At 41.7% G+C, this 26,999-nt stretch carries 26 protein-coding genes and 1 tRNA gene; 17 read left to right on the top strand and 10 right to left on the bottom strand.

Translation table 11 applies throughout. The features are described from left to right. Nucleotides 1-3: 3 nt before the first annotated feature. Nucleotides 4-1,980: an excinuclease ABC subunit UvrB gene (uvrB, locus tag B9N65_RS05145; protein WP_087583074.1), complete on the bottom strand. Its 1,977-nt coding sequence runs from the start codon at nucleotides 1,978-1,980 to the stop codon at nucleotides 4-6. Between the two features lie 125 nt (nucleotides 1,981-2,105). Here uvrB and B9N65_RS05140 point away from each other — a divergent pair, with 125 nt between their 5' ends. The 8 genes from B9N65_RS05140 to B9N65_RS05105 all read left to right on the top strand — a co-directional run bounded on the left by B9N65_RS05140 (nucleotide 2,106) and on the right by B9N65_RS05105 (nucleotide 9,611). Continuing rightward, nucleotides 2,106-2,339 carry a hypothetical protein gene (locus B9N65_RS05140; protein ID WP_012001558.1) on the top strand — a complete coding sequence of 78 codons (234 nt, stop codon included), beginning with the start codon at nucleotides 2,106-2,108 and terminating at the stop codon, nucleotides 2,337-2,339. 23 nt (nucleotides 2,340-2,362) lie between these two features. Then, entirely contained in the window at nucleotides 2,363-2,599 is a 237-nt protein-coding gene (locus tag B9N65_RS05135; RefSeq protein ID WP_009293636.1) for a hypothetical protein, read from the top strand. Beyond that, a complete protein-coding gene (locus B9N65_RS05130; protein ID WP_087583073.1) occupies nucleotides 2,596-3,006 on the top strand; it encodes a type II secretion system protein in 411 nt (136 codons plus the stop codon). The genes B9N65_RS05135 and B9N65_RS05130 overlap by 4 nt, the downstream gene beginning before the upstream one ends. Next, nucleotides 3,006-4,856 carry a primosomal protein N' gene (locus B9N65_RS05125; protein WP_087583072.1) on the top strand — a complete coding sequence of 617 codons (1,851 nt, stop codon included), beginning with the start codon at nucleotides 3,006-3,008 and terminating at the stop codon, nucleotides 4,854-4,856. The genes B9N65_RS05130 and B9N65_RS05125 overlap by 1 nt, the downstream gene beginning before the upstream one ends. A 619-nt stretch (nucleotides 4,857-5,475) precedes the next feature. Continuing rightward, nucleotides 5,476-6,534, top strand: a complete 1,059-nt coding sequence (gene ispG / locus B9N65_RS05120) for a flavodoxin-dependent (E)-4-hydroxy-3-methylbut-2-enyl-diphosphate synthase (RefSeq protein WP_087583071.1) — start codon at nucleotides 5,476-5,478, stop codon at nucleotides 6,532-6,534. Nucleotides 6,535-6,538: 4 nt separating this feature from the next. Then, a complete protein-coding gene (locus B9N65_RS05115) occupies nucleotides 6,539-7,951 on the top strand; it encodes a replicative DNA helicase (RefSeq protein ID WP_009293632.1) in 1,413 nt (470 codons plus the stop codon). A 2-nt stretch (nucleotides 7,952-7,953) separates the two neighbouring features. Further along, complete coding sequence (locus tag B9N65_RS05110; RefSeq protein ID WP_087583070.1) at nucleotides 7,954-9,201, top strand: ComEC/Rec2 family competence protein; 1,248 nt, start codon at nucleotides 7,954-7,956, stop codon at nucleotides 9,199-9,201. Nucleotides 9,202-9,251: 50 nt separating this feature from the next. Beyond that, a complete protein-coding gene (locus B9N65_RS05105; RefSeq protein WP_087583069.1) occupies nucleotides 9,252-9,611 on the top strand; it encodes a hypothetical protein in 360 nt (119 codons plus the stop codon). 71 nt (nucleotides 9,612-9,682) lie between these two features. On the opposite strand, the gene B9N65_RS05100 is transcribed toward B9N65_RS05105, so the two are convergent. Genes B9N65_RS05100 through B9N65_RS05065 form a run of 8 tightly spaced genes read right to left on the bottom strand, consistent with a single transcriptional unit; the run spans nucleotide 9,683 to nucleotide 19,083 of the window. After that, nucleotides 9,683-10,546, bottom strand: coding sequence for an EamA family transporter (locus B9N65_RS05100; RefSeq protein WP_087583068.1), 864 nt, complete (start codon nucleotides 10,544-10,546; stop codon nucleotides 9,683-9,685). Further along, nucleotides 10,543-11,778 (bottom strand): TolC family protein, encoded by a 1,236-nt coding sequence (locus B9N65_RS05095; RefSeq protein WP_087583067.1) that lies wholly within the window; start codon nucleotides 11,776-11,778, stop codon nucleotides 10,543-10,545. Before B9N65_RS05095 ends, B9N65_RS05100 begins: the two co-directional genes overlap by 4 nt. After that, nucleotides 11,775-14,801, bottom strand: coding sequence for an efflux RND transporter permease subunit (locus B9N65_RS05090; protein ID WP_087583066.1), 3,027 nt, complete (start codon nucleotides 14,799-14,801; stop codon nucleotides 11,775-11,777). The genes B9N65_RS05095 and B9N65_RS05090 overlap by 4 nt, the downstream gene beginning before the upstream one ends. Continuing rightward, nucleotides 14,798-15,541: an efflux RND transporter periplasmic adaptor subunit gene (locus B9N65_RS05085; RefSeq protein ID WP_087583065.1), complete on the bottom strand. Its 744-nt coding sequence runs from the start codon at nucleotides 15,539-15,541 to the stop codon at nucleotides 14,798-14,800. The genes B9N65_RS05090 and B9N65_RS05085 overlap by 4 nt, the downstream gene beginning before the upstream one ends. Then, on the bottom strand, nucleotides 15,538-16,803 hold the full coding sequence (locus B9N65_RS05080) for a TolC family protein (RefSeq protein WP_087583064.1): 1,266 nt from the start codon (nucleotides 16,801-16,803) through the stop codon (nucleotides 15,538-15,540). Before B9N65_RS05080 ends, B9N65_RS05085 begins: the two co-directional genes overlap by 4 nt. Beyond that, entirely contained in the window at nucleotides 16,803-17,525 is a 723-nt protein-coding gene (gene fliP / locus B9N65_RS05075; RefSeq protein WP_374220070.1) for a flagellar type III secretion system pore protein FliP, read from the bottom strand. The genes B9N65_RS05080 and fliP overlap by 1 nt, the downstream gene beginning before the upstream one ends. Before the next feature lie 11 nt (nucleotides 17,526-17,536). After that, a complete protein-coding gene (locus tag B9N65_RS05070; protein ID WP_087583062.1) occupies nucleotides 17,537-18,316 on the bottom strand; it encodes a flagellar motor protein MotB in 780 nt (259 codons plus the stop codon). After that, nucleotides 18,316-19,083 (bottom strand): motility protein A, encoded by a 768-nt coding sequence (locus B9N65_RS05065; RefSeq protein ID WP_004318159.1) that lies wholly within the window; start codon nucleotides 19,081-19,083, stop codon nucleotides 18,316-18,318. Before B9N65_RS05065 ends, B9N65_RS05070 begins: the two co-directional genes overlap by 1 nt. Before the next feature lie 136 nt (nucleotides 19,084-19,219). Between B9N65_RS05065 and glmU the strand changes: the two genes are divergently transcribed. From glmU to truA, 7 genes are read left to right on the top strand one after another with little or no spacing between them, the layout of a single operon-like run. Then, on the top strand, nucleotides 19,220-20,530 hold the full coding sequence (gene glmU / locus B9N65_RS05060) for a bifunctional UDP-N-acetylglucosamine diphosphorylase/glucosamine-1-phosphate N-acetyltransferase GlmU (RefSeq protein ID WP_087583061.1): 1,311 nt from the start codon (nucleotides 19,220-19,222) through the stop codon (nucleotides 20,528-20,530). Then, nucleotides 20,517-21,689 (top strand): bifunctional phosphopantothenoylcysteine decarboxylase/phosphopantothenate--cysteine ligase CoaBC, encoded by a 1,173-nt coding sequence (coaBC, locus tag B9N65_RS05055; RefSeq protein ID WP_087583300.1) that lies wholly within the window; start codon nucleotides 20,517-20,519, stop codon nucleotides 21,687-21,689. Before glmU ends, coaBC begins: the two co-directional genes overlap by 14 nt. Next, nucleotides 21,686-22,372, top strand: a complete 687-nt coding sequence (locus tag B9N65_RS05050) for a hypothetical protein (protein WP_087583060.1) — start codon at nucleotides 21,686-21,688, stop codon at nucleotides 22,370-22,372. The genes coaBC and B9N65_RS05050 overlap by 4 nt, the downstream gene beginning before the upstream one ends. 3 nt (nucleotides 22,373-22,375) lie before the next feature. After that, complete coding sequence (uppS, locus tag B9N65_RS05045) at nucleotides 22,376-23,047, top strand: polyprenyl diphosphate synthase (protein ID WP_087583059.1); 672 nt, start codon at nucleotides 22,376-22,378, stop codon at nucleotides 23,045-23,047. Nucleotides 23,048-23,054: 7 nt separating this feature from the next. After that, nucleotides 23,055-23,843 carry a prepilin peptidase gene (locus B9N65_RS05040; protein ID WP_087583299.1) on the top strand — a complete coding sequence of 263 codons (789 nt, stop codon included), beginning with the start codon at nucleotides 23,055-23,057 and terminating at the stop codon, nucleotides 23,841-23,843. Further along, on the top strand, nucleotides 23,836-24,864 hold the full coding sequence (locus B9N65_RS05035; protein WP_087583058.1) for an LptF/LptG family permease: 1,029 nt from the start codon (nucleotides 23,836-23,838) through the stop codon (nucleotides 24,862-24,864). Before B9N65_RS05040 ends, B9N65_RS05035 begins: the two co-directional genes overlap by 8 nt. Next, nucleotides 24,864-25,595, top strand: a complete 732-nt coding sequence (gene truA, locus B9N65_RS05030; RefSeq protein ID WP_087583057.1) for a tRNA pseudouridine(38-40) synthase TruA — start codon at nucleotides 24,864-24,866, stop codon at nucleotides 25,593-25,595. Before B9N65_RS05035 ends, truA begins: the two co-directional genes overlap by 1 nt. 41 nt (nucleotides 25,596-25,636) lie before the next feature. On the opposite strand, the gene B9N65_RS05025 is transcribed toward truA, so the two are convergent. Continuing rightward, nucleotides 25,637-25,713: transfer RNA gene (locus tag B9N65_RS05025), tRNA-Arg, on the bottom strand. A 109-nt stretch (nucleotides 25,714-25,822) separates the two neighbouring features. On the opposite strand from B9N65_RS05025, the gene B9N65_RS05020 reads away from it, so the two are divergent. Both B9N65_RS05020 and B9N65_RS05015 read left to right on the top strand, forming a co-directional pair. Then, a complete protein-coding gene (locus tag B9N65_RS05020) occupies nucleotides 25,823-26,008 on the top strand; it encodes a hypothetical protein (protein ID WP_087583056.1) in 186 nt (61 codons plus the stop codon). Between the two features lie 50 nt (nucleotides 26,009-26,058). Next, on the top strand, nucleotides 26,059-26,883 hold the full coding sequence (locus B9N65_RS05015; RefSeq protein ID WP_087583055.1) for an adenylosuccinate lyase: 825 nt from the start codon (nucleotides 26,059-26,061) through the stop codon (nucleotides 26,881-26,883). Nucleotides 26,884-26,999: the final 116 nt, after the last annotated feature.

Below are 26,999 nucleotides of genomic sequence, written 5' to 3'. Positions count from 1 at the left end.
TTTTTAAAGCTTTCTCATCTTTGCTATCTCATCACGTAGCGCTGCCGCCTTCTCAAACTCCAGCTGCGCCGCCGCCTCTAGCATCTGCTTTCTTAGCTCTTTTACGATCGCGGCTCGCTCGCTCGCAGGCATTTTTTCCAGATTTGCGCCTTTTCTTAAAATCTCCGTACCGTCCTCGACGTGCAGACTCTCTTCGATATTTCTACTTGCAGAGTGTGGCGTTATGCCGTGAGCTTTGTTGTATTCATCTTGAAATTTACGTCTAGCAGTCGTCGTATCGATCGCCTCTTTCATGGACTTAGTTATCTTTTTGGCAAACATTAGCACCTTGCCATTTACGTTTCTAGCCGCGCGCCCCATCGTCTGTATAAGGCTCGTTGTCGAGCGCAAAAAGCCCTCTTTATCAGCGTCCATGATCGCTATCAAGCTCACTTCAGGCAGGTCAAGCCCCTCACGGAGCAAATTTATGCCTATTAGCATATCAAACTCGCCACTTCTAAGCCCTCTAATGATCTCATTTCGCTCAATCGCGTCGATATCTGAGTGCATATACTTGACCTTTATGCCAAGCTCGATGTAGTAGCGGCTTAGCTCCTCAGCCATCTTTTTAGTTAGCACCGTAACTAGCACACGCTCACCTCTTGCAATGACCGCCTTTGCCTCGTCAAATAGCGCTTCTACTTGATTGTCACTATCTTTTATCTCGATGATCGGATCAAGTAGCCCCGTAGGTCGTAAAATCTGCTTATAGACGTGCCCCTGGCTGATACCAAGCTCATACTCGTTTGGCGTGGCTGAGACAAAGAGAAATTTCGCCTTTTTGCTTATAAACTCATCAAATTTAAGCGGCCTGTTATCAAGCGCTGAAGGCAAGCGAAATCCATACTCCACGAGCACCTCTTTACGGCTCCTATCACCCGCGTACATGCCCCTAAACTGCGGCAAACTCACGTGGCTCTCATCGACGATAACTAGATAGTCCTCGCCACTTATCTCAAAGTAGTCAAACATCGAGTACGGCGTCTCTCCAGCCTTTTGACCAGTTAGGTGGCGCGCGTAGTTTTCGATACCTTTACACATGCCCGTACTCGCCATCATCTCAAGGTCAAACTCCACTCTCTGCTTTAGTCTCTGCGCCTCAACTAGCTTGCCCTGCTCGTTAAATTCTTTCAAGCGCACATCAAGCTCCTCTTCGATCTCTTTCATAGCGATCTTTAGCCTATCAGCGCCCACGATAAACTGGCTGGTCGGGTAGAGGATAAATTTTTTCAGGTCGTGTCTTTTTTTGTTTTCCAGCACGTCCAGGCTATACATCGTCTCGATCTCGTCGCCGAAAAACTCGATCCTAAACGCCTCGTCGTTAAAATATGCGGGATATACGTCCACCACGTCGCCGTTTACGCGAAAGTCGCCACGATCGAAATAAACGTCGTTTCGCTTGTATCCCATATCCACTAGCTTTTGCAGTAGCGTGCGCTGGTTGATTTTATCGCCGACGTTTAGGTATGCGACCATGCCTTTATACTCGCTTGGATTACCAAGGCCGTAGTTTGCAGAGACTGAAGCCACGCACACGACGTCATCAAAACTTAGCAAGCTAGCAGTCGCAGAGAGACGCAGGCGCTCAAGCTCATCATTTACCGAGCTATCCTTTTCTATATATAGGTCGCTTCGTGGGATGTAGGCCTCTGGCTGATAGTAGTCGTAGTAGCTTATGAAGTACTCCACGTGGTTTTTTGGGAAAAAGCCCTTAAATTCGCTGTAAAGCTGAGCGGCAAGGGATTTATTGTGCGTCATGATGAGCGTTGGCATATTTAGCTCGCGTATGACATTTGCCATGGTAAAGGTCTTGCCAGACCCTGTAACGCCTAGAAGTGTTTGATATTTGTTGCCTGATTTTATGCTTTTTACTATCTCTTTTATAGCTCTTGCTTGGTCGCTGCTTGGGCTAAATTTAGATGAAATTTCAAATTTACTCATTGATCGCCTTTAAATTTGGGCGAATTTTATAGCAAAGATAGTACTTTGTCAAATGAGAATTTTAAAAAGAATTTAGCCTCTGCGTGTTAGAATACGGCATTAATTATTATTTTAAAGGAACCTTTATGTTTGAAGATAATGCGATCTTAACCACACTAAGCGACAAAGTAAATGACCTCATCACAAAATACGATGAAGTTTGCAAAATAAATGAAGAGCTACGTAACGAGATCGTAACATTAAAAGCACAAAATGAGGCAAAGAGCAATCAGATTATGCGCTTAGAAGAGGATTTAGATAAGAAGAATAGCGAAGCTGATGATGTAATGAAAAAGATCGAAGCTGTCCTTGGTAGATAAGCTAGGCATTTTTGGCATAAAAGATGAAACAGATCACGCTCACCGTATCATCTCGCGACTACACGATAACGCTTGATGATGATTTTGCTGAAGTTTTTGAGCGTGACTGGCAGAAATTTATGGGGGGAAAGAAATTTATAGAGCCTCGCGAGCTTATAAACGCCTTTGTCGAAAAGAGCTACGAGAGCTACACAAATTTGCGCGTCGTAAAGGACGTCACAAAAGAGATAGAAGAGATACTAAAACCGGAAAATAAATGAAAAAAAGAGCTTTTACCCTAATAGAAATCATATTTGTTATCGTCATACTTGGCGTCTTGAGCGCTATTGCTATACCAAAGCTTTTCTTTACTAGAAGCGACGCCATAGTCGCAAATGCAAAAACACAAATCGCTGCCATAAAAAGCGGTATCTCACTAAAATACAACGATAGCGTCCTAAAAGGCACTCCAGCATATCCAGACGCGCTTGATGATGGGAATAAACTTTTCAACAAAGTAATAAGCGTAAATATCGCAGACAGCGGCACAAAAAACGGCTGGCACAAAACTGGAGCGACAACTTATACCTTCAAACTAGACGGACAAACAGCAAATTTCACTTATAACAAAACCACTGGCGAATTTGACTGCCAAAGCAGCGACGGACTTTGCAGCGCCCTTGAGTGATGAGATACTACGAGGTCGTATTTAGCGGGGTAAATTTAGCTGCGCTCACATATAAAAGCGAGCTAGATATTGCGCCATTTAGCGCCGTCACTGCAAAGCTTAGGGGTAAAAGTCTAACTGGCTTTATCCTGCGCGAAGTAAGCGAGCCAAGCTTTAAAACAAGCTTTATTGATGAAATTTTACCCATTAAGCTAAACGAGATACAGGCAACATTAGCTAAATTTATCGCCTACTACTACACCTGCGAGCTTGGCGTTGCTATAAATTTATTTGAACCACAAAGCCTTACTGATGATGAAATTTACAAAGGCGAAAGCGACTTTAAACCGCCAAATTTAAGCCCAAAGCAGCTTGAAGCGCTAAATTTTATAAACGAGCGAAAAAGCTCACTCATCTTTGGCGACACGGGAAGTGGCAAAAGCGAAATTTACATCGCTAAAATCAGAGAAATTTTAAACGCAGGCGCTCAAGCGCTATTTTTGATGCCTGAAATTTCACTAACGCCGCAGATGCAAAAGCGCTTAGAGAGCTTCTTTGGCGAGGCTGTAGCTGTGTGGCACTCAAAGATCGCGCCAAAGAAAAAAGAGCAAATTTTAAAGGACATTAAAAGTGGCAAAGCAAGGCTAATAGCTGGAGCTAGATCTGCCCTATTTTTGCCACTTGAGAGGCTAAAACTCATCATCATCGACGAAGAGCACGACGATAGCTACAAAAACACGGGCTCAAAGCCTCATTACAACGCAAGGGACCTAGCCCTCTTTCTAACTAGCAAATTTGACCTGCAAGTAGTTCTGGGTAGTGCTACGCCAAGCCTTACTAGCTTTTATAAGCAAGAATGTTTTCGCCTAAAGGGGACATATTTTGCGTCGCAAAAGAGCTATATATTTGACGAGAGCGAGACTGGCATAAGCGAAATTTTAAAAGAGCAGATCGCAAAGACGCTTGAAAATAAAAAACAAGCCGTCATCTGCCTGCCAACAAGGGCAAATTTCAAATATCTTGTCTGCAAAAACTGCGGCGAGACGGTAAAATGTCCATTTTGTAGCATCGGTATGAGCTACTACAAAAAGCAAAACGTGCTCAAGTGCCAATACTGCGAGCACAAAATGGCCGTGCCAAAGACCTGCCACCAGTGCGGCAGCGAGATGATAGAGGCTAAAAAGATCGGCACGAGTGAGCTTCTTGAGAGGCTTCAAGCTGAGTTTGCAAACGCTAGGATCGCTAAATTTGATAGAGATGAGATCACGACGCAAAATAAGCTTGTAAAGGCTTTGGAGGAATTTAACGACGGCAAGATAGATATCCTGCTGGGCACGCAGATGCTAAGCAAGGGGCATGACTATCACAACGTCGAGTTAGCCGTCATCATGGGCTTTGACGAGCTTTTAAATTTTCCTGATTTTAGAGCTAGAGAGCGGACACTCGCCCTTGCCATGCAAGTAGCTGGCAGAGCCGGCAGAAACGGAGCTGGCAGGGTCATCATCCAAAGCAAACAAAGAGAGTTTTTTGAAAGTTACATCAGCGACTACGATGCGTTTTTAAAGGAGGAGATCAGCTACCGAGAGGGTCTTTACCCACCATTTACGAGGCTGCTTCGCGTGGTCGTTTCGCACAAAGATGAGAGCATGGCAAAGGGCGCAATGAACGAATTTGTGCAAAGGCTAGAGCCACTAAAAAGCGATGAACTAGAGATAGTGGGATACGGCAAATGCCAGGCTGAGTATCTTGTGGGTAAATTTAGATATGAAATTCTGCTTCGATCAAACTCGCACACCATGCTTTTAAAAGCCGCAAACCTCTGCAAAAGCGAACTTAGCGATATTGATATAGACCCGGTGAATTTTAGCTAGAAGACGATTTAACACAAGCAAATTTTAAATTTAGCAAGTTGCTAAGGCGAGTGAGAAAATTTTAAAATTTGCAAATTTGCTTTGTTAAATCAAGTGAGCGCCAAGTAAATTTTAAAATTTCATGAACGAGTAATTTCGGCTCTAAAATTTGAGCTAAGCTGTAAGCGAAGCCAAATTTTAGTAGTCAATTCTTGCGAGTGAGTGGAATTTTAAAATTTGTGAAATAGTAAATTTCTATTTTTAAAAATACAGACCTTAAATTTAAAAACTCTTTTATTTAAAAGGGAGACAAGGGGACTTGAATTACGAAGCCGTCCCCTTATCCCCCTTTTTAAATCCCCTAAACCCCTCGCACGTTAGAGGTGCATGCAATTGTGCTTCGCACTGCATGCGTTTTGTGTAATAGAAAGTCAGACAAATTTTAAAATTTCATGAGCGAGCATATCACGCTTCTAAATTTAGTAGTCTGCTAAGGCGAGTGAGTGAAATTTTAAAATTTGCATTTACAATAAAGAGATCTGAATTGCAAACTGCCTGCATTTAAAAACTTTATTAATTTTTCAAGCCTTTTAAAAGCCATTTTTTTTTATAATCCCCAATAAAATTTAAAGGCAAAATTTTGCAACGATACCCGACAAAACAGATAAAAATTCGCGATGTTTTAATAGGCGGTGACGCACCGATCTCCGTGCAGTCGATGACATTTTCAAAGACAAAGGACGTAAAAGGCACGCTAGAGCAGATACAAAAGCTATATTTTGCAGGCTGTGACATCGTGCGCTGCGCAGTTTTTGACAAAGAGGACGCCAGCGCGCTAAAGCAGATCGTCGCCGGTTCCCCCATCCCAGTCGTTGCAGACATCCATTTTAACCACACCTACGCGCTCATCGTTAGCGAATTTGTCGATGCTATCCGTATAAATCCCGGCAACATCGGCTCAGCCAAAAACATAAAAGCAGTTGTTGATGCCTGCAAGCAGCGAAATTTACCTATCCGCATAGGTGTAAATTCTGGCTCGCTTGAAAAGCAGTTTGAAGACCGCTATGGCCGCACGGTGGAGGCTATGGTGGAGAGTGCATTATACAACATCAAGCTTCTTGAGGATTTTGACTTTACGGACATTAAAATTTCGCTCAAATCAAGCGATGTCGAGCGCACTATGCAAGCTTATAGAGCGCTTCGCCCAAAGACAAACTACCCATTTCATCTAGGCGTAACAGAGGCAGGTACCACTTTTCACGCGACTATCAAGTCCGCGATCGCACTTGGCGGGCTTTTGCTTGAAGGCATCGGCGATACGATGAGAGTTAGCATCACGGGCGAGCTTGAAGAGGAGATCAAAGTCGCAAAGGCGATCTTAAAAGATAGCGGCCGCCAAAAAGAGGGGCTAAACATCATCTCATGCCCAACTTGTGGGCGTTTGCAAGCTGACCTCATGGCAGCAGTAAAGCTCGTAGAAGAAAAGACAAAAGGGATAAAAGAGCCACTAAACGTCTCAGTGATGGGCTGTGTGGTAAATGCGATCGGCGAGGCAAAAGGCGCAGACGTAGCCATAGCATTTGGCAAGGGAAATGGCATGATCATGCGACACGGCGAAGTAGTCGCTAGGCTGCCTGAGAGCGAGCTTGTGGATAGATTTTTACAAGAGATCGACGACGAGATAAAGAGCAGAGGATAAAGCAGTGGCAAAAGAGAGACTTAACGAGATAGAATTTAGCAACCTTTACGACCTTGATATGGAGCGAGCCATACTAAGCTCGATCATCGCAAACAATGACGCTTTGGGCGAAATTTTTGACACTATAAAGGCTGGAGACTTTTACCTAAAGGCTCACGCACAAATTTACAAAGCAATGGTTGATTGTCTAAACGGCGACGTGCCTATCGCATCGACTTTTATCAAAAACAAACTTGGTGAAAACTACGATGATAACGTCATGGCGAGCATTTTGGCCACAAACTCGATCATCGACATCCAAAGATACGCAAACGAGTTAAAAGAAAAATCGATAAAACGAAGTCTAGTCAAGATCGCTCACGACATCCCAAGCAAGGTAAATGAAGACAAAGCTAGCCGCGATATGGTCGATGAGTTAAGTCAAGAATTTTACTCGCTAGTCGATGGCAGCGGCACTGGCAGCATCAGAGATAGCGAAGATATCATAAAAAGCTTGATCGTGCACATGCAAAAGCAAGCAGCCCTAAATGAGCGCGATATCATCGGACTAAACACCGGCTTTAAAAAACTAAATGAGATGATAAAAGGCTTTAAAAATGGCGATCTCATCATCATCGCAGCGCGCCCTGGCATGGGTAAAACGACGCTTTGTCTAAATTTCATGGGGCACGTTTTAAAAAGTGGCGCCGGCGTCGTCTTTTTCTCACTTGAGATGCCAGCAGAGCAGATCATGATGAGGATGCTAGCAGATAAGACCTCGATCCCACTTCAAGAGATAATGACAGCGACCTTGGACGACGAAAAACTCGCCCACTTTAGCCACGCATGCAGCGAATTTTCGCACGCCAAGCTCTTTGTGCACGATAGCGGCTACGTAAATATCCACCAAGTAAGGACACAGCTTCGCAAGCTAAAGTCGGCCCACCCTGAAATTTCACTCTGCGTCATCGACTACATCGGCCTTATGATGAGCACAAACAACTACGCCGACCGCCACATACAAATAGCTGAAATTTCTCGTGGCTTAAAGCTTCTAGCGCGCGAGCTGGATATGCCTATCATCGCACTTTCGCAGCTAAACCGCGGCCTTGAAGCACGCGCGAACAAGCGCCCTATGCTAAGTGACCTAAGAGAGTCAGGCGCGATCGAGCAAGACGCCGATATCATCCTTTTTGTCTATAGGCACGAGGTCTATCTGGAGCAAGAGGAGAACGAGAAAAAGAGCAAGGCAGCAGCCGAGGGCAAAGAGTATAAAAGCGAGCATGTTTTTAACAAGCTTCAAGAAAACGCTGAGATCATCGTTGGCAAAAATAGAAACGGCGAAGTCGGATCTATCGACGTGCTCTTTCAAAAGCAGTACTCTCGCTTTTGCGATATCGCCACCACACCGGTGCAATCAACTGAATTTAAAGAGTAAATTTGCCAAAAAGCAGGCGTATATTTTATTTTCTCCTGCTTTGCCTATTTCTTTTTTGTCTAAATTTAGAGCTTAAATTTCATGAATATAACGCTTTTATGGAGCTTGGCGAGCAAGACATCCTAGGCAAAGTAAGCGTAAATTTCACCAAAGAGAAAAACGGCAAAAAGCGCCAGATCATTAGGATCGACACTTCAAATTTTAGCTTTTACACAACCGCTTCTAAAAAAGATGAAATCAGCCTTTATGACGTAGTAGCGCTTAGCGTTCAGCCAATAGACGTTAGTTTTAAAGAGTATCTTTCTGGCTCATTTTACATGCCAAGCTACGATAGAGCCGTTATTAAAAAAGATGATAGCCTAAGGCAAAGAGCCATAAATTTCATCTCCGCCCAGCACGAAAACGCTAAAATTTCGCAGCTTTACTCAGCGCTCTTTCTTGGCACAAATGTCTTTGGCGAGCTAAGAGATGACGTCTCAAACTGGGGCGTGGCGCACCTCATCGCCATTAGCGGCTATCATCTTGGCGTCATAAGCGCGGTTTGCTTTTTTCTTTTAAAGCTAGTTTTTAAGCCCATTTACGCGAGATATATGCCTTACCGCTCATACATTTTTGACTTTACTATCGTCATATTTTTGGTGCTTTGCTTTTATTTTTACATGATCGGCTTTATAGCAAGCTTTTTGCGGGCATTTTTGATGAGCGTGGCTGGCTTTTACATGATATGTAAAAAGATAAAGATCTTAAATTTCTACACGCTCTTTGGCGTTATTTTATTTAGCGTCGCCCTATTTCCGCAGCTTCTTTTTAGCGTTGGATTTTATTTTTCATGCCTTGGCGTCTTTTATATTTACGTCTATCTTTTATACTTTGCGCCCAAATTTAGCCTGCTAGCAAACTCGCTACTTTTAAATTTATATGTCTTTTTTGCTATGGAGGTTGCGGTGCTTTACTTTTTCCCGCTCATTAGCCTCTTGCAGCTTAGCGTGCTAGCTATCAACTACCTATTTGGCATATTTTATCCGCTAAGCTTCTTGCTTCATCTCTTTGGATATGGCGGCATTTTTGATGAAATTTTAAGCAAGATGCTAGCTTTTAGGCTAAGCTCTGGCAGCCTTTACATAAGCACATCTGTCTTTTTACTTTATAACGCCATCACGCTTTTATGCGTTAAATTTAAGCCAGCAGCACTTTTGCCGTCACTCTTTGGCGTGGCATCGTTTTTGCTCTTTTTGCTAAATTTTTCGTAGTCAAAGTTTATTTAAATTTGCCGATATGCTTTAAATTTAAAGGCGAGGCGATGCAGATAAACTCAAATTTTATAAATTTAAACAAAAGCACTCCCAAAAGTGGGCTAGATGAAGTAAATTTAAAAAGCCAAAATTCACAAAATAGCGACAAAAGCACTATCTTGCATGACGCTTCAAATTTAGTTAGCGAAACAAATAACCAGAGTGAGAGTAGCGCCGATGTCATAAAAAAGCAGTTAGAAAAACTGCAAAAACAGCTAAAAGAGATTGAAGCTGCGATAAAGCAAGCAAGTGCGAGCAAAAATCCATACGCAAAAGAGCTGGTCGCCTCACTCCAGAGCAAAAAAGGAGCTATCTTTGCTCAGATAATGCAGCTAAACGCCCAGCTTGTAAAGATGCAAGGCGCTTAAGTAGATCAAATTTAATGCTTTAAAATTCTCTACTTAACTTAAATAGCTCAAATTTAACCCTAAATTTAACCTCACGCGGCCTTTACGCCGTAAAATTTCATCACTCTATTATGAATTAATAGCGAGATATACATTATCACAGCGCCCAAAATAAGCCTTGTTAGATTAGTGTCCTTTTGCCAAAAGACCAAATTTACGATGATAGCAGCTGGTATGAGGGCGTTGTTCATGATGGCAAGCACGCCGCTATCGACCTCGCAAGCCCCTTTGTTCCACATAAAATATCCCAGCCCACTAGCAACCGCTCCAAGCCACAAAAGCACCAAAGTTTGAGTTAGATCAACGTGAAATTTCGCTGGATTGCCAAGGGTTATTAGTGCGATCACTGCCACAAAAAACGCTCCAAAGTGAAAGTAGCCAAAGACCTTTTTTTGATCCACGTCAAATCTCTCCAAAAGCGCCTTATACGCACTCTGCCCTGCTCCAAAGCAGATGTTTGCCCCTTGCACCAGCAAAAAGCCCTTTATTGCCCCTTCGTTTATCGCGCCATACTTGATGATAAGCGCGCCAAAGACCGCCACGCCAACGCTAAAGAGATAAAGCGGTCTAAATTTAAAGCTAAAAGCATCGTAGATCAGTGTCACATAAAATGGCGTAAAAATGGTAAAAAGCGCGACTTCTGGCACGCTTAGATACAAAAACGAGTTGTAGTAGCAAAGATACATGAGCCCTATTTGCACCGCTCCGATCGCCATTATGCCAAGGGCGAGCTTTGGATTTATCCCGCGAAATTTCGTAAATGGCAAAAAAACTAGGCTTGCAAGCGTCACTCGCACAAAAACAGCCAGATAGCTATCGACCTTGCCCGCTAAAAACTCGCCTATCAAGCTAAAGCTAAACGCCCACAAAATGGTCACGAAGATCAGTTTATTCATTCTATCACCACCTCATTTATATTTCTTGCGCACTCAAAAAAGTATTCAAGCTTGTTTAGCTCGAGCAGATCGCCATTTAGGATGAAATTTGCCCTGTCGCTAAAATTTTTCTCGCTTACAAATAAAAACTGCTCAAATTTTACCTTGCCGCTAAGATAGCCATTTAGCAGGTCATTAAAATCGCTATCAAGGTTATCTTGCTTTAGCGAGTCTAAATTTAGCCTAGCACTTAAGCCCTCTATCACGCCTCTTAGATCCTTTAGCCTAGCTATTATTCTGTTTTCTTCGTCGCTTAGATCAAGTGCGGCCTTTTGCTCCTCTATGCGCTTAGTTTGGCTTTGCTTGCTAAGGCTTAGGCTATCTGGCAGCTTCCACTCAAACTCCACTCTAGGCTTGTTCGCATCAGCATACGCATCAACCATCTGTGAAGTCGTCCTCTCACCTTTTTTAAAGCTGTTATTATTTACACTTTGCGTATCTTTTAAGTAAATTTTTGGAGCAAATTTGCTCTTTTGCTTCTCATTTTCTTGCTCTTTTATATATTTTTCTTGCTCCATAGCCCCAAGTTTGGCACTTAGATCATCTTTGCTAAAATCAGGCATCACTATCTTTGAGCCAGCATTAAAGCCGATCTCGCCGTTTGAGAGTAAATTTATCCTTGAGTTTAGCTCGGCTAGCTTAAGCCCAAGCTCGTCAAGCTCAGCTCTTTTTTTATTTAAGGTGAAATTTATCGCATCAAATTCGCTCTTATCTATCTCGCCATACTCAAACCAAAATTCATTTTCAGCCGCAGCCTTGGCAAAGCTATCTACAAATTTTGTCTCTAAATTTATAAGTGAATTTAGCGCAACGGCGTTAAAATAGACCTTTGCGACCTGAAAAGCGGTTAAATTCATCAGCTCTTCGTCCTTGTAAATTTTCTCCACACCCTTGTGGTCTAAAATCTTATCCGAAGCCTCACTCACACCACCGTCAAAGATGAGATACTCGACCTTTGCCGTGATCGATCCAGCCTTTGTCATATACCCGCCCTTTAGCTCGTCAGGCACAAAGGTATATCTGCCATCAAGGGATAAATTTAGCTTGTTGCTCTTATTTTTATTTATATATTCATTTTTATTAAATTCTTTCAAACTCTCAAGCTTCGCACTTTGCGCCAGAGCGATGATTTCTAGTAAATTTCCAGCCCAAAGAGGCAAAGCAAAGAGCAAAACAGCCAAAATCTTCTTCAAATTCTCTCCCTTTCATAAAATTTTCTTATAAATTTATCAAGATTATAGACCCATGCAAAAAGCACTGGCACGACAAGCAAGCTTAGCATGGTCGAGCTAATGAGCCCAAAGATGATGCTTATAGCCATAGGTGAGTTGGCCTCAAAGCCAGCACCCCTGCTAAGAGCAAGAGGCAGCATGGCAAATATCATCGCAAAAGTGGTCATCAAAACAGCCCTTAGTCGCTTTTTAGCAGCCATTTTCACAGCTTCGTTTGCCTCCATGCCACTATTTGCAAAGTGATTTGCAAAATCAACCACCAAAATGGCGTTTTTACCGACCATACCAAAGAGCAAGATGACGCCAACCATGACAAATAGGCTAAATGGATTGCCGCTTATAAAAAGCCCTATAACGACGCCACAAAAGGCAAGTGGCATGGCAAGCATGATGAGAAATGGCAGCAAAAAGCTCTCATAAAGTGCAGCTAGCACCATGTAAATAAGCACTGCGCTAGCACTCACTGTAAAGATAAACGAAGCGTTTGTATCGTCCATGAGCTCGACAAATCCAAGAAATTTATACTTGAAATTTGCTGGCAAAATTTCATCAAGCTTCTTTGAAATTTCATTTGCCACGCTATTTAGCGGAGCGTTGTTTTTGGTATTTGCTAGAAATTTGATCTCATCTGCTCTATTAAACCTTGAAATGCTAGCTGGCTTTTGCTCGAAACTAATCGTCGCCACATCGCCAAGTGTCACGAAAAAGCCCTCATTGCTTCTTATCTTGGTCTTTAAGATATCATTTGTATCGCTTCTAAATTTATCATCAAGGCGCATGTAAAGCTCATACTCTTTGCCATTTTCGTTTTCAAAAACAGAGACCTCGTTCTGGCTAAATGCGCTATAAACGGCGCTTGCAACGCTGGCTTTGTCTAAATTTAGCCTCTTAGCCTTATCTTCATCGATAGAAATTTGCACGCGTTTTAGCAGATCTTCTTCGGGCGAATTTACGTCCGTTGCGTCATTTATCTCCTTTAAGATCTTGCTGATCTTTGGCACAAATTTCTCTAGCTCTTTACCATTTTCAGAGGTGATAGTAAGCTTAACTGGCTGCACATCGCCACCCTCAACCACCGGAAGATCAGCTACAATGACGCTCATATCATCACTTTTTAGCTTGTCGCGAAACCTCTGCATGATGGCGTTTTGTCGCTCGTGATTAGCTCTATCTTTTAGCTCTTTTAGCCTAACGTAAGCTTTTACAAGATAAGGCTGCTTGGCATCTGTGTAGCCAAGGATGAAGTAGGCGTAAGCTACCTGAGGATCGGCGTTTATGAGTGAAATTTTATCTTTTAACCTCTCTTTGCTAGCTTGCAGGCTAAGTGAGGGATCAAGCTTAAAGTAGATGTTAAACTCCGAGTTATCCTCGCTTGGCATGAAGTCACCGCCTACAAATTTAGCCAGTCCAAATGAGCAAACAACGACCACAATCGTTATGGCTAAAAATATGAGTTTAAATTTAAGCGCTAAGGCTAAAAGCTTCTCATAGCCATTTTCAAGAGCCTCAAAAAAGGGCTCACTCTTTAGAAAAAAGCTGCTTTCTTTGGCATTTACAAACCTAGCACTTAGCGTTGGCACGAGAAAGATGCTCACGAAAAACGAGATGACGATGCCAGCTGCCACACTCATCGCAAAGGAGTTAAAGTATTTGCCAACGATGCCGCTCATAAAGGCTATTGGCACAAAGACGCAAAGTAGCACGAGCGAGATCGCAAAGACGCTAAATGCTATCTCTTTTATGCCTGCAAAGCTTGCTTTTAGGGCATTTGGCTCATCTTTTAGCTTGCTAGCGATATTTTCAGTGACAACTATCGCATCGTCGATGAAAATTCCGATGCCAAGTGTCAGCGCTATAAGGCTTAAGCGGTTTATGTCGTATCCTAGGGCATTTATGATAAAAAATGTCGCTACGATGCTAGTTGGTATCGCTACGACTGAGATGATGGTGATAGAGAAATTTCTTAAAAACAGATAGACGATCACGATGGTCAGCAAGACGCCAAGGATCATATCAAAGGCGGTTTGATCGATGTGCTTTTGTATCACTTCGCTCTTATCGTAGGCTATTTTTACGTCGTATTCATTGCCAAGCAGGCTTTTAAACTGATCTAGCTTTGATTTTGCTAGAGCGATCACGGTTAGAGCGTTTGCGTCTGGAGCTAGCTCAAGACCAAGCAAGACGCCACTTTTTTTATCCATTATCGCTGCTTCATTTGCGTCTTTGTAAGCGAGATCAACGCTTGCGATATCTTTTAAAAAGACCCCTTGTTTGATCGTTAAATTTCTTATCTCATCTATGCTTTTGGCACTGAAATTTGACTTGATCGCCATTTGGATTTTTTCATTTTCTATCTTGCCAAGAGGTGCTTTTAAATTTTCAACCTTTATCAAATTTGCCACTTCGTTTGCGCTAAGAGCGTTTTTATCAAGCTTAAATCTATCTAGCAAAATTTTCACCGCTGGCTCTAAAAAGCCATTTGTCTTGACCTTTGAAACGCCGCTAATGCGCTCTAAAAATGGCTTTGCCACGTCGTCGATCTCTTGCATGAGCTTAGTTTCGTTGCCATCAAGCCTTGTGATAAAGAGGCTAAAGACGGCTGAAGAGAGGCCATTTAGCTTTTCTATCTCGTAGTTTGCGTTTAACCTTGCCTTTTGCATCTTGTCGCGGACGTCGTTTGTAGCGCTCTCTAGGTCTTTGTTTAGCTCAAATTCGATGCTTACCACGCTTAGGTTGTCAAAGCTGGTTGAGTAAAGCTTTTTTATCCTCTCGATGCTTGAGACCTCGTCCTCGATCTTTTGCGTGATCTTTGTCTTGATGTAGTTCATATCGCCGTTTGCGTAGGTCGTGATCTTAACGATTGGGATATTTACTTGCGGGTATAAATTTACATTCATCGTCTTTAGCGAGTAGATGCCAAAGACAACGAGGCTTAAAAATATCATAAGCGTAGTTATGGGGCGGTTAATGGCTGTTTTTATCATTTATTTTCGCCGATTATCACTTTTCCTTGACCAAACATGCCTGGCTTTAGCCCGCTGTCATAAGCCTCGGCGTAAAACTTCCTAGTCTCTCGCTTAATTTCTGGGTAAATTAGCGCGATTTTTACCTCTTTCTCCTCGTTTGTTGCATCAAGCTTAAATTTAAACGTATCGCCAACTTTTACTAAATTTGCATATTTTTCGTCAATCGCTATTAAAATTTTAACCTCCTCGGAGTTTAAAACAAAGGCTGGCTGAAGCGGCGAAGCACTTTCGCCAAGCTCGACATTTTTACTAGCTATGACGCCATTAAACGGGGCTTTTAAAACGGCCTTTTTAAGATGATCATCTGCATTTAAAATGGCGATCTCAGCCGCTTGCACCCTAAGAGCCGCCTCATCAAATTTATACTTTACCTCATCAAATTCTTGCTTTGAAGTGACGTCCTTTACTTGGCTAAATTTATTAAAGGTGCTTTTAGCAAATTCTTTGGCATTTTTGGCAAGCGCTAGGTCGTTTTTTGCCTTTTTTAGAGCGATCTCTAGGCTTGTTTGATCAAGGCTAGCTAAAACGTCACCCTTTTTAACGTGGCTTGAGACATCTACAAAAATTTTATCCACCTTGCCGCTGCTCTCAAATGCAAGCTTTGAGCTTTGTTTAGCATAGACTTCAAAATCAGCAAAAATCTCTTCTGCTGCAAATGAAAAGATGCAAAATATCATTAAAATTATCAGCTTTTTCAATCCCTAATCCTCTCTAAAATGCTCTCCCCGCTCTCAAAAAAATACTCCGCCTTTTTTATCTCTAGCTCATCTTTCGCCCCTTCAAAAAGGCTAATGGCGTCAAATTTCTGAGAGAGCACCTCAAGCAGGTCGCTATACCCTAAAAGCCCAGAGTTATACTTTTCAAAGCTCGCTCTAAGCGCAAGTTCGCTTGCTTTTACATACTCATTTAGCGAGGCGATCTTTGAGCTAAGAGTTGCGATCTCGTTTTGTAAATTTTTAAGTTTGGTCTCATTTTCACGCTTTTTATACTCTAAATTTAGCCTCGCTTCATCAAGCGCGATCTTGCTAGCTTGGCTCATCTTGCTAGTGGCAAAAAAGTCAAAAATTTTCCACCTAAAGCTAACGCCAAATTTATTGCCGTGCGTATCTTCTTTTAGATATTTATCAAGATATGGACGATAAGCGCTATACTTGCCAAGGTCGATGTCGTAGTTATTTTTGTAAAATCCATAGGTGTCATAAAGCGAAATTTGAGGCAAAAAGCCAGCTCTTGTCTCGCTAAGCTTAGCCTCGCTTAAAGATATATCTTGATTTAGCCTATCAAGCTCGGCATTTTTTGAAGCTAAATTTGAGCTAATCTCAGCCATTTTTGCTCCGCTAAGTGGCGAAATTTGCTCGCCTGTTAGCAAATTTATCTCATTTAAAATTTGCTCCATTTTGTTTTTGTATTCAAGCTGCGTGCTGTTTGCTAGGTGGTACTTTGCCCGCACATTTTCTAGCTCATCTTTTGGGGCAAGCCCTGCTTTATTTGCCTTTTCAAGCTTGTCTAAAACGCCTTTTAAGAAATTTGCCTGAGCGTTTTTGGCGGCTATTATATTTTCAAGTGCGCAGGCGTTAAAGTATAAATTTACAGCCTTAAAGGCAAGGTAGTTTTTGGCTTCATCGTTTGCGATGGCGGCTTTATTTTTTAAAAGCTGGCTCATCTTTAGCCTAGCCTCTCTAGCTCCACCATCATATAGTAAAAAATCGATCCTTGCCAGCACGCCAGCTGACTCTTTGGCGACGATACTTGGAAAGGTGCTTGCGTTTTTACCGTATGAGCCCTCTAGGCTAAGGCTTGGCAAGTAAGCGCTTGATGTCGCTTCGTCATTTAAATTTGCTCTTTTTAGCTCAAGCTCTTTGATCTTTGAAATTTCGTTTTGAGTGGCCTTGTTTGCTATCTCGCTTAAATTTGATCCAAATAGTGCCAAAGGCAAAAGTGCTAATAAAATTTTCTTCATCAGTGAAAGCTCTTTACGAGGTTTCCTATTAGCAAATTCCAGCCATCAACTAGCACAAAGATGAGTAGTTTAAATGGCAGCGAGATCATGACAGGAGGCAGCATCATCATACCCATCGCCATCAAAACTGAGCTTACGACCATGTCGATAACTAAAAATGGCAGATAGAGCAAAAATGCTATCTCAAAAGATGTCTTTAGCTCGCTTATCATAAAGGCTGACATCGCGATGCTTAGCGGGATCTCCTCGATATTTGCTGGATTTTGCAAATTTCTTATCCTAAAAAATAGCGCAAGATCCTTCTCTCTAGTGTTTTTCACCATAAATTCTTTAAAGGGCTTTAAACTCTTATCAAGCATCTCCTCATAGCCTATCTGCTCAGCTATATAAGGCTTTATGCCCTCATCGTAGCTTCTTTGACCAACTGGCTCCATGATGAAAAATGTAAGCACCATCGCAAGCGAGATAAGCACCGTTGAAGGTGGCACTTGCTGCGTGCCCATCGCTTGACGCAAAAATGAAAATACAATGACAAGGCGCAAAAAGCTCGTCATCATAAAAATGAGCGAAGGAGCAAGCGCAAGAGCAGTGAGGATTAGTAAAACATTTAGTGAATTTACAAGCTGCTCGGCATTTTGCGGTGAATTTAGGCTTAAATTTATAGTTGGTAGCGCAGGATCAGCGCCAAAAACCACACAAAACAAAACCGCTAAGCTAAGCAGTGCTTTCACGACTAATTCCTCGTATCAAGGATACTTTTCTTAGTAGCCTCTTTATTTTTTGGCTCAAGCGAGACGAAGTGAATTTCCACTCTATTGTTTTTAGCTCTGCCCTCGTCTGTGATGTTGCTAGCGATCGGATCAAAAGAGGCCCTGCCAGAAGTGATAAGCCTCTCTTGTGGCACGCCATCGCTAACTAGCTCTTCAAGCACACTTAGCGCTCTTGCGGTAGAGAGCTGCCAGTTGTTTTTATATATAGAGTCTTTACTTGGATTTGTATTATCAGTGTATCCGATGATATCTGTTTTTACCTCATTTGGCATTTTGGCTATGATCATGCCTATTCGCTTTAAAAAGAGTTTCGCATCCTCGCCAGAAATTTCAGCGCTATCTTTGTCAAAGAGCATCGCAGCTGGAAGCCTAACGATAAAGCCATCCTCGCTCTCCTCCATCGTAATCTCAGGTGCCCCACTAGCCGTTAATAGCTCATTTATCTTTTTAACAGTCGAAGTAACCTCGTTTTGAGCGCCTTTTTGAGCTTTTGGCTTTGGAGTGCGTCTGCTTTCAGGGTCTGTCTCTTTTTCTACCTGACTATCTGGTCTTGCACCACCCTCTAGCACGCTTAGCGCACCAGCTAGTGAGCCAACAGCAGCCTCCATCTTTTTAGCATCCATTGTCGCCATAGAAAGGAGCAAAACGAAGAAGCAAAGTAGGAGCGACATAAGGTCACCAAAGGCAGCCAGCCACTCAGGCATACACTTTGGGCACTCTTCTGGTTTTATTAATTTACCCATTATTCAAACTGACTTTTTCTATCTTTTGGAGGTAAAAATGCTAAAAGCTTAGCCTCAAGTGTTCTTGGATTATCCCCTGCTTGTATCGCCATGATACCCTCTAAAATGACTTGCTTCTCAAGCGCCTCATCAGCATCGCGGATCGAGAGGATATTTGCAACAGGTGAGCCGATGATGTTACCTATCATCGCACCATAAAGTGTCGTAAGCAAAGCAACCGCCATAGATGGACCGATCGCACTAGGGTCTGACATGTTAAGAAGCATCGCAACAAGGCCGATCAGCGTTCCGATCATACCCATCGCACCAGCAAAACCGCCAACTTGCTCGAAAATTTTGATGTTATTTGCATGCCTTGTGCTAGTCTGATCGATGTCGATCTCTAAAAGCGCTCTGATCGCATCTGGCTCATTGCCATCGACCGCCATTGAAAGACCTTTTTTTAAAAACTGATTTGATTCATTATTTACTTCGCTCTCAAGTGCTAAGATGCCATCTCGCCTAGCTTTGGTTGAATAATCAACTACTTTTTTTATAGTCTCAGGTAAATTTACAACAACTGATGGCTTAACAGCGACACCATAAAATTTACCAACACCTTTAAGCGTCTCCATCTTGAAGCCAACCATCATAACGCCGATAGTACCACCAAAAACGATCATCACAGAAGGGATATCGATGTATGGTCCTATACCAACGCCTATCGCCATTGATCCAAACAAAAGCACTAGGGTCAAAACCCAGCCGACGACGGTTCCTAAATCCATTTAAACTCGCTTTATTTATAAATTCTTAAGAATTGCTATTTTATTAGCTTTTTGTTGAAACAATCGTTAAATTAAAAAAAATGTTTGCCATTTTTTGCTACAATCTGCGAAATTTTTAACGTTAAAAGGCTTAAAAATGAACAATAATACTTCAATCATAATCCTAGCTGCTGGTCTTGGCACCAGAATGAAATCAAAACGCCCAAAAGTCCTATTTGAGCTATGTGGCGAGCCGATGATCATTCACATCTTAAAGCAAGCTTATGCGATCACAAATGACGTTAGCGTCGTGCTTCACTACGAAAAAGAGTTAATTAGCAAAAAGATAAAAGAAATTTTCCCTCAAACTAAAATTTTCGAGCAAGATCTAGCAAATTTCCCAGGCACTGCTGGCGCAATAAAAGGCGTAAATTTAAGCGGTGAAAAGGTGCTAGTAACTTGCGGCGACATGCCACTTGTTAGATCAACTGATCTTATGCGTCTAGCAAATGCCGAAGCAGACGTGGTTATGAGCTCATTTGAAGCAGCAAATCCTTTTGGCTACGGCAGAGTTATCATAAAAAACGGCAAAGTCGAGGCAATCGTCGAGCAAAAAGATGCGAGCGAAGCGCAGCTTGCTATAAAGAGCGTAAATGCTGGATGCTACTGCTTTAAACGCGAGGCGCTAGAGCAAATTTTACCGCTCATAAGCAACCAAAACGCACAAAAAGAGTACTACTTAACTGACGCCATAAAAATAGCAAACGAAAAGGGACTAAAGTGCGTTGCAGTAAATGTAAATGAGCAAAATTTCATGGGCATAAATGATAAATTTCAGCTTAGCATCGCTGAAAAAATCATGCAAGATGAGATCAAGCAAAATTTGATGAAAGCTGGCGTTTTGATGCGCATGCCTGAGAGCATTTTCATAGACAGCAGAGCTAAATTTGAAGGCGAGTGCGTGCTAGAAGAAAACGTAAGCATCCTTGGCGAGTGCGTTATTACTGAGAGCATCATCAAAAGCTCATCAGTGATAGAAAGTAGCATCATCAAAAACTCAGACATCGGCCCACTAGCTCACATCAGACCAAATTCTGAAATTTCTGACACACATATAGGAAATTTCGTCGAGGTTAAAAAAGGCGTTCTTAGCGGCGTAAAAGCTGGGCATTTGAGCTATCTTGGTGACTGCGAGATAGAAAGTGGCACAAATATCGGTTGTGGCACGATCACATGCAACTACGACGGCAAAGCAAAATACAAAACCAAGATCGGCAAAAACGTCTTTGTTGGCTCAGATACACAGCTAGTCGCCCCTGTAAATATCGCTGATAACGTCATCATCGCAGCTGGTAGCACCATCACAAAAGACGTTGAGAGCGGCGCTCTAGCCATCAGCAGAGGTCGCCAAGAGAACAAAAGCGGCTTTTTTGAGAAATTCTTTGGCAAAGATGATGTTAAAAAATAAGAAAATTTTACTTGCCGTTTGTGGCAGTATCGCCTTTTATAAGGCATTCGAAATTTTATCGCTGCTTAAAAAACAAGGCGCTGATGTTTATGTGGCTTTAAGTGAGGGAGCGCTTGAATTTTGCAGTGTAAGCGGCTTTGAAGCGCTAAGCGAGCATAAAATTTTAAGCTCACAAACGCAAAACTGGCAAGACGGCGTAAATCACATAGCCTACTCTAGAATGGATCTAGTCCTCATCGCACCCGCCTCGGTAAATACGATAAATAAGCTAACAGCTGGTATCTGCGACAATGTCTTTATGCAAACGCTAATCGCCGCCTCACACGTGCCTTTGGTCGTTGCCCCAGCTGCAAATAACAATATGATCGAGCATTTTGCGACGCAAAATTCGCTTGAAATTTTAAAGAAAAACGGCGCTTTAGTAGTTGAGCCGGTGCTTAAAACTCTAGCTTGCGGCGACGTTGGCAAGGGAGGTCTTGCAAGTCCTGAAGCGATAGTTGAAGCTGCCATTAAAAGGCTTAGCAGGCCACTTTTTGCTGGCAAAAAAGTGGTGATCACGGGTGGCGCGACAACCGAAAAGATAGATGATGTAAGAGCCATTACAAATTTCTCAAGCGGAAAGATGGCAAGAGCTTTGGCTAGAGCCTTTTACTACGCAGGTGCAGAGGTAAAACTGCTTGCCAGCTTTGAAACCGCAAACGAGCCGTTTCTTAGCCTTAAATTTAGCTCAAGTAGCGAGCTTTTAGAGCTTTGCAAGAGTGAGTGTGAGGGTGCAAATTTACTTGTAATGTGTGCTGCAGTGAGCGATTTCGTACCGACGAAGGCCCATGGCAAGATAAAAAAAGAAGACGTTGGCGAGATCTTAAATTTAGACCTAAAGAAAAATGTCGATATTTTGCAAAGCTTAAAAGAGTTTAAATGTAAAAAGATCGGCTTTAAGCTTGAAATTTCAAGCGAGAGCGCTCTTAAAAGCGCTAGATTGATGCTAGAGAAAAAAGGGCTTGATGCAGTTTGCCTAAATATATTGGGCGAGAAAAATGGCTTTGCAAGCGAGCAAAACGAGGTAAATTTCATCACAAAAGATGATGAAATTTTACTGCCACTTGCATCAAAAGATGAGATCGCAGGGCGTATCGTGGAGCTAGCAGCAAATTTATGATAGAGCAGATCTCACGCGTCCAAAAGATAGCAAATAACAGCCAAGCTCCGCTAGTAGCGATAAATTCGTCCCTGCCACTTAGCATTTTGGTGAGCCAAAAAGTGGGCTTTAACAGATACATCTTAAATTTCGCAAATAGAAATTTAAACACAAAAAGCGTAAAAGAGCTAAACGTGGGCTCTAGATACTGGGGCGAGGTGCATAGTCAGGGCGAAAACATCGTCATAAAAAATTTATACGAAAAACCAAAAATTTTAGATGAGGACGTTTTGGCTGATGGGCTAAATTTGATAGAAAATTTGGTAAAAAATGAGAATTTATCGTGGCTTTACAGCTATTTATTTAAAAACTTAAGCGAAGTTAAAACAAAAGATGAGATGAGAGTGCTAGCAAAAATGCTCTTTGCTCTGCAAGAAAATGTCGTGCATATACCATTTGCGTATAGCGGCACAAACGGTATTTTCCAGCTTAAAAAAGAGGCAAATGAGATGAGAGTTTTTCTTGTTTTTTCAAATTTTGCGCCGCTTATTTTTAAATTTAAAGATGAAATTTTGTGTGAGATCGCAACTCCATTTAGCAACGTTGCAAGCTTGCTAAAAAGCGAATTCAGCGCCGCGGTTTTGGTGCAAAACGTAAGCGCTCTTTGGAGTAAAAAAGAGCAGATAATTGACTTTAAAGGCTAGATATTGAACAAACTTAACCACCTCGCTATCATAATGGACGGCAATGGACGCTGGGCGAAAAAGCGTGGATTTTTGCGGACAAATGGGCACGAGGCTGGGGCAAATGTGGTGAGCGATATGTGCGAATTTTGTATCGATAATGGGGTGAAAATTTTAAGCCTTTACGCATTTAGTACCGAAAACTGGAAAAGACCGCAAAAAGAGGTTGATTTTTTGATGAATTTGCTTAAGAAATTTCTTCTTTTAAAGCGTGATGATTTTATAAAAAATGGGATCAAATTTAACACGATCGGCGACATCTCGCCATTTAGTGACGAGCTAAAAAATGAGATAGAGATCACCAAAGATGCAACAAGGGAAAATACAAATTTACTTTTAAATTTAGCGATAAACTACGGCTCAAAAGATGAGATCATAAGAGCTGTGCGAAAACTAAATTTAAAAGGCTGCGAGATAGATGAAGCGAGCCTAAATGCGGCACTTGATGAGAGTGAGCCGGTGGATCTTCTCATTAGAACTGGTGGCGAGAGCAGGCTTTCAAATTTCATGCTCTGGCAGGCAAGCTATGCGGAACTGTTTTTCACGCCGACACTTTGGCCTGACTTTGGCAAGGATGAGCTTGCAAGCATAGTTGCTAAATTTAAAGATATAGAGCGAAGATTTGGCGGAGTTTAGTGAGATAATGGATATTTTGGTCATCTTTTTTGCCGTTTTTGCTTTTGTTTTTGGCATCTGCGTGGGGTCATTTTCAAATGTGCTAATCTACCGCCTGCCACGAAATGAAAGCATAAATTTCCCAGCCTCACACTGTCCAAAATGCTCTCACAAGCTAAATTTTTATCACAATATCCCGCTTTTTTCATGGCTATTTTTAGGCGGAAAATGCGCCTTTTGCAAGCAAAAGATAAGCCTTGTCTATCCGCTAGTTGAGCTAGCCTCTGGATTGCTTTTCCTGATCTGCTTTTTTAAAGAGTGCGGCGAAATTTTAAGTGTAGAAACCTTGCTTTATGCACTATTTTTAGGGCTTTGCTTTATCATGCTACTAGCCCTTAGCGTCATAGACATAAGGTATAAAGCCGTGCCAGATGCGCTCCTTTTTGCGGCGCTATTTTTCGCATTTGGCTACGCCCTGCTACTTTTTGTCTTTAAAGGAAATTTCGCTCAAATTTTAAATTTAACCCTCTTTGGATTTATCTTTTGGGCGCTTAGATTTGTCGTGAGCTATGCGATGAAAAAAGAAGCCATGGGAAGTGCTGACATATTTATCGCAGCGATCATCGGAGCCATTTTACCAGCTAAATTTGCCCTTGTGGCGATCTATCTGGCGGCACTTCTTACGCTCCCAGTCTATGCGCTCGTTCGTAAAAAGGGCTATGAACTAGCCTTTGTGCCATTTTTAAGCCTAGGACTGCTTGTCACCTACGCTTTTGACGGGCAAATTTTAGAAATTTTAAGGTTCATTTATGAGTAGAGTAAATAAATATCTTTTGTTTAACTTTTTAGGCACGTTCGCATCGCTATTTAGTACGCTTTTTTTGATCATGTCGATCGTCTTTTTTATCCAGATCGCGCGCATCACCTCATACATTGAGATCAGCTTTGGCGAGCTCTTTAAACTCTATTCTTTTATGCTCCCACGCGTGCTGCTCTTTGTCGTGCCTATCGCGTTTTTCGTCTCACTTGCGATGACGCTTTTTCGGCTATCAAAAGAGAATGAAAGTATTGTTATCTTTACGCTTGGTGGCTCGCCAAATAAGATCGCAAGATTTTTCTTAGCTTTTTCAGCCCTTTTAAGTGCTGCCTTGCTGATAGTTGCCATAGTCATGATACCAATAGCCGCCCAGCTAAATGCAAATTTCATCGACTACAAAAAGACGGTTGCTAAGCTAAATTTAAAGCCAACCCAGTTTGGACAAAAATTCTCCGACTGGATGGTCTATGTGGGCAGTGAAAGCGAAGACAAAAATGGCACAACCTACAAAGATATCGTGATGTTTAACCCCTTTGTCAAAGACTCACAGCGCCTAATAACCGCCAAAAACGCAAAGATCATAAACGTGGGTCAAAGTGTAGAGCTCTCTTTAAACGAGGGCAAAATGTATGACATCAGAGATGAAATTTATCACCAAAGCAACTTCAAATCAATGAAGATAAGAACCGCCCAAAGCGAGGAGATAAGCGACGTTGGCAGCATCAAAGAGTACTGGATGGATGCAGCTAGCAGCGATAAACGCAGAAAAGACCTTAGCACCTACGTCCTAGTGGCCCTCTTCCCGCTTGCTAGCACGCTCTTTGCGATCAGCCTTGGCATCGTCACATATAGATATGAAAAGGGCATGGTCTATGTTGGTACTTTTGGCGTTTTGTTTGGATATTTTACGCTCATAATGCTCTTTTCATCAAAGCCAGCGCTTGCGATACCACTCATATTTTTCGTATTTTTACTAGCTGGCGTCTTGCTTTATAAAGCCAAGATCACACGAAGATACTGATGAAAATTCAGCTAATCTACAGCTACGATGGCTCGAAATTTCAAGGCTCGCAGACCCAGCCGCATGAAAACGGCGTAGAGGATGAGTTAAAGCGCGCCCTAGCTCATGTTGGCATTTTTGAAAGAGTGATCTCTAGCTCGCGCACCGATAAAAGCGTGCACGCAAATAACCAAAGCTCAAGCGTCGTTTGCGGCGATCACTTTAAAGATTTAAAGCGATTGCAAGATCTTATAAACCGCCACGCACATCCAAGCATTCACATAAAACGCATAAATTTGGTGGATGAGAGCTTTCAAGCAAGATATGACGCGGTCGCAAGGTCTTATAGATATGTGATAGATCACGGTAAATTTGATGTTTTTAGCTCAAACTACAAGGTATTTTTGCCCAAATTTGATATCAAAAAAGCAAATGAAATTTTGCGTAATTTTATCGGCGAGCATGATTTTAGCGCATATATGAAAACTGGAAGCGACACAAAAAGCCCGATGCGAGAAATTTACAAAGCATTTTGCTACACACACAAGGAGCAAACTATCATTGTTTTTAAAGCAAATGGCTTTTTACGCGGTCAAGTGCGCCTCATGGTTGCAAATTTACTAAAGGCGCTAAAGCAAAAAGACGGCAGCGATCTCATCAAAGCTTCACTAAATGGGCATCCTGCTCTAACTCGCATACCTGCACCTGCTGAGGGACTATATCTAAATAGAGTTTTTTATAAATTTAACTAATCTCAAAAGTGGTCTGAAAATAAAATTTGGGGAGAAAAGGATGGTGCGCCCGAGAGAATTCGAATCTCTGACCTTTTGAACCGCAATCAAATGCTCTATCCAGCTGAGCTACGAGCGCACATGAAAAATTAAATTGTGATATTAACCAAACTTTCCTTAAAAAGAGATTGTATTCATTTTAAATTTATAACCTTTTTAGTAAAATCCTTTGAGCAAAAGGAGCAAAAATGAACGATTTTTTCGATAGTCTAAAAGAGATCAAAAAAGAGCTTACAAAAGAGCAAGGCGTGGCAAAAAAGCCTCAAAAAGAGGCCGCTTCTCATACAAAAGAAGAAGCGATATTATACAAAGAACAAAAGCTAAGAGATGAGTTTTTGGCATATACAAAAGATAGCAATATCAGGAAAATTTAACTTTGGAACGCTAGTTGCTTTAAATGAGGATATTTTGAATGGAGAAACCCATGAATATAACCCAAACTTTAGAATCTTTAAGCATTTTAACCGATAGCGACGCTCTTTTTTGCGAGCTTCGCGCACTGATAAGTAAGAATTTCACAAAAACCCTAGCAAACAAAGACAAGATCATCTCTTTTTATGAAGAGAGCGAGATCCCACAGCGAAAATGCTTTTTAAAATTTATAAAAAAACTCTACGAAAAACAGGGCAACGAGCTTGACGTAACCTTTGCAAAATACAAAACCATAAAACTATCTTTAGTGCAAAGAAACGCTCTGACAAACATCTACAACATCGACATCGACTTTCTTAACGACGAGATGATCTTTACGCTAAATAACACTCCAAGAGCTTTTGCTAGCTATATTTTGCAAAATTTCAAAGGCAATGAATCTAGATTTGACGAGAAAAATCATAAATTTAGCCTAAAGATAAAAAAAGAAAGCAACTTTGACTTGATCGAAGAGATCATTTCAAAACGCGAACATCTAAAATTTATAGTAAATTTTAACTACAATGAAGTCAAATTTAAAGAGTTCAAAAGAAATTACAAGATCCAAAACTCAGCCAAATTCAAAAGTCGCTTTAGCGCTTTGGCAAATTTGTTAGAAGAAAATTTTGAAATTTTAGGCTGCTCAAATAGCGATAGCTTCGAAACCGTAAGAGACAGCTACCTAGCCCTTGCTAAAATTTATCACCCAGATAGGCACTCAAGCAAGAACGAAAGCATCAAAAGCGAATATAACGCTAAATTTAAAAAGATCCAAACAGCTTATGAAGCACTAAAACCGTTCTTTAAAAACCAAGAGAATTTTATAAAAGTTGGCTAGATAAGACAACACTTAATATAAATTTAATTGGCGGTTTTTGCCTAAGAGCATTTATCGTTCTTGGAGCAATTTATATATTTTAATAAACTTTCTCCCTTTAAAAACTAGGTCGGATA

This window comes from Campylobacter concisus (genome assembly GCF_002165815.1).
Classification (GTDB): Bacteria; Campylobacterota; Campylobacteria; order Campylobacterales; family Campylobacteraceae; genus Campylobacter_A; species Campylobacter_A concisus_BH.
The sequence above is the reverse complement of the archived record's forward strand: the minus strand, read 5'-3'. Positions and strand labels throughout refer to the sequence as shown.

Excerpts from the sequence above, each read along its gene's own strand:
- B9N65_RS05035 (WP_087583058.1), top strand. The coding sequence starts at position 23,836 with ATGAGTAGAGTAAATAAATATCTTTTGTTTAACTTTTTAGGCACGTTC.
- glmU (WP_087583061.1), top strand. The coding sequence starts at position 19,220 with ATGAACAATAATACTTCAATCATAATCCTAGCTGCTGGTCTTGGCACC.
- B9N65_RS05090 (WP_087583066.1), bottom strand. The coding sequence starts at position 14,801 with ATGATAAAAACAGCCATTAACCGCCCCATAACTACGCTTATGATATTT.
- uvrB (WP_087583074.1), bottom strand. The coding sequence starts at position 1,980 with ATGAGTAAATTTGAAATTTCATCTAAATTTAGCCCAAGCAGCGACCAA.
- B9N65_RS05020 (WP_087583056.1), top strand. The coding sequence starts at position 25,823 with ATGAACGATTTTTTCGATAGTCTAAAAGAGATCAAAAAAGAGCTTACA.
- B9N65_RS05040 (WP_087583299.1), top strand. The coding sequence starts at position 23,055 with ATGGATATTTTGGTCATCTTTTTTGCCGTTTTTGCTTTTGTTTTTGGC.
- B9N65_RS05065 (WP_004318159.1), bottom strand. The coding sequence starts at position 19,083 with ATGGATTTAGGAACCGTCGTCGGCTGGGTTTTGACCCTAGTGCTTTTG.
- coaBC (WP_087583300.1), top strand. The coding sequence starts at position 20,517 with ATGTTAAAAAATAAGAAAATTTTACTTGCCGTTTGTGGCAGTATCGCC.
- B9N65_RS05080 (WP_087583064.1), bottom strand. The coding sequence starts at position 16,803 with ATGAAGAAAATTTTATTAGCACTTTTGCCTTTGGCACTATTTGGATCA.
- truA (WP_087583057.1), top strand. The coding sequence starts at position 24,864 with ATGAAAATTCAGCTAATCTACAGCTACGATGGCTCGAAATTTCAAGGC.
- B9N65_RS05130 (WP_087583073.1), top strand. The coding sequence starts at position 2,596 with ATGAAAAAAAGAGCTTTTACCCTAATAGAAATCATATTTGTTATCGTC.
- B9N65_RS05135 (WP_009293636.1), top strand. The coding sequence starts at position 2,363 with ATGAAACAGATCACGCTCACCGTATCATCTCGCGACTACACGATAACG.
- B9N65_RS05140 (WP_012001558.1), top strand. The coding sequence starts at position 2,106 with ATGTTTGAAGATAATGCGATCTTAACCACACTAAGCGACAAAGTAAAT.
- B9N65_RS05125 (WP_087583072.1), top strand. The coding sequence starts at position 3,006 with ATGAGATACTACGAGGTCGTATTTAGCGGGGTAAATTTAGCTGCGCTC.
- B9N65_RS05105 (WP_087583069.1), top strand. The coding sequence starts at position 9,252 with ATGCAGATAAACTCAAATTTTATAAATTTAAACAAAAGCACTCCCAAA.
- B9N65_RS05015 (WP_087583055.1), top strand. The coding sequence starts at position 26,059 with ATGAATATAACCCAAACTTTAGAATCTTTAAGCATTTTAACCGATAGC.
- B9N65_RS05070 (WP_087583062.1), bottom strand. The coding sequence starts at position 18,316 with ATGGGTAAATTAATAAAACCAGAAGAGTGCCCAAAGTGTATGCCTGAG.
- B9N65_RS05100 (WP_087583068.1), bottom strand. The coding sequence starts at position 10,546 with ATGAATAAACTGATCTTCGTGACCATTTTGTGGGCGTTTAGCTTTAGC.
- B9N65_RS05050 (WP_087583060.1), top strand. The coding sequence starts at position 21,686 with ATGATAGAGCAGATCTCACGCGTCCAAAAGATAGCAAATAACAGCCAA.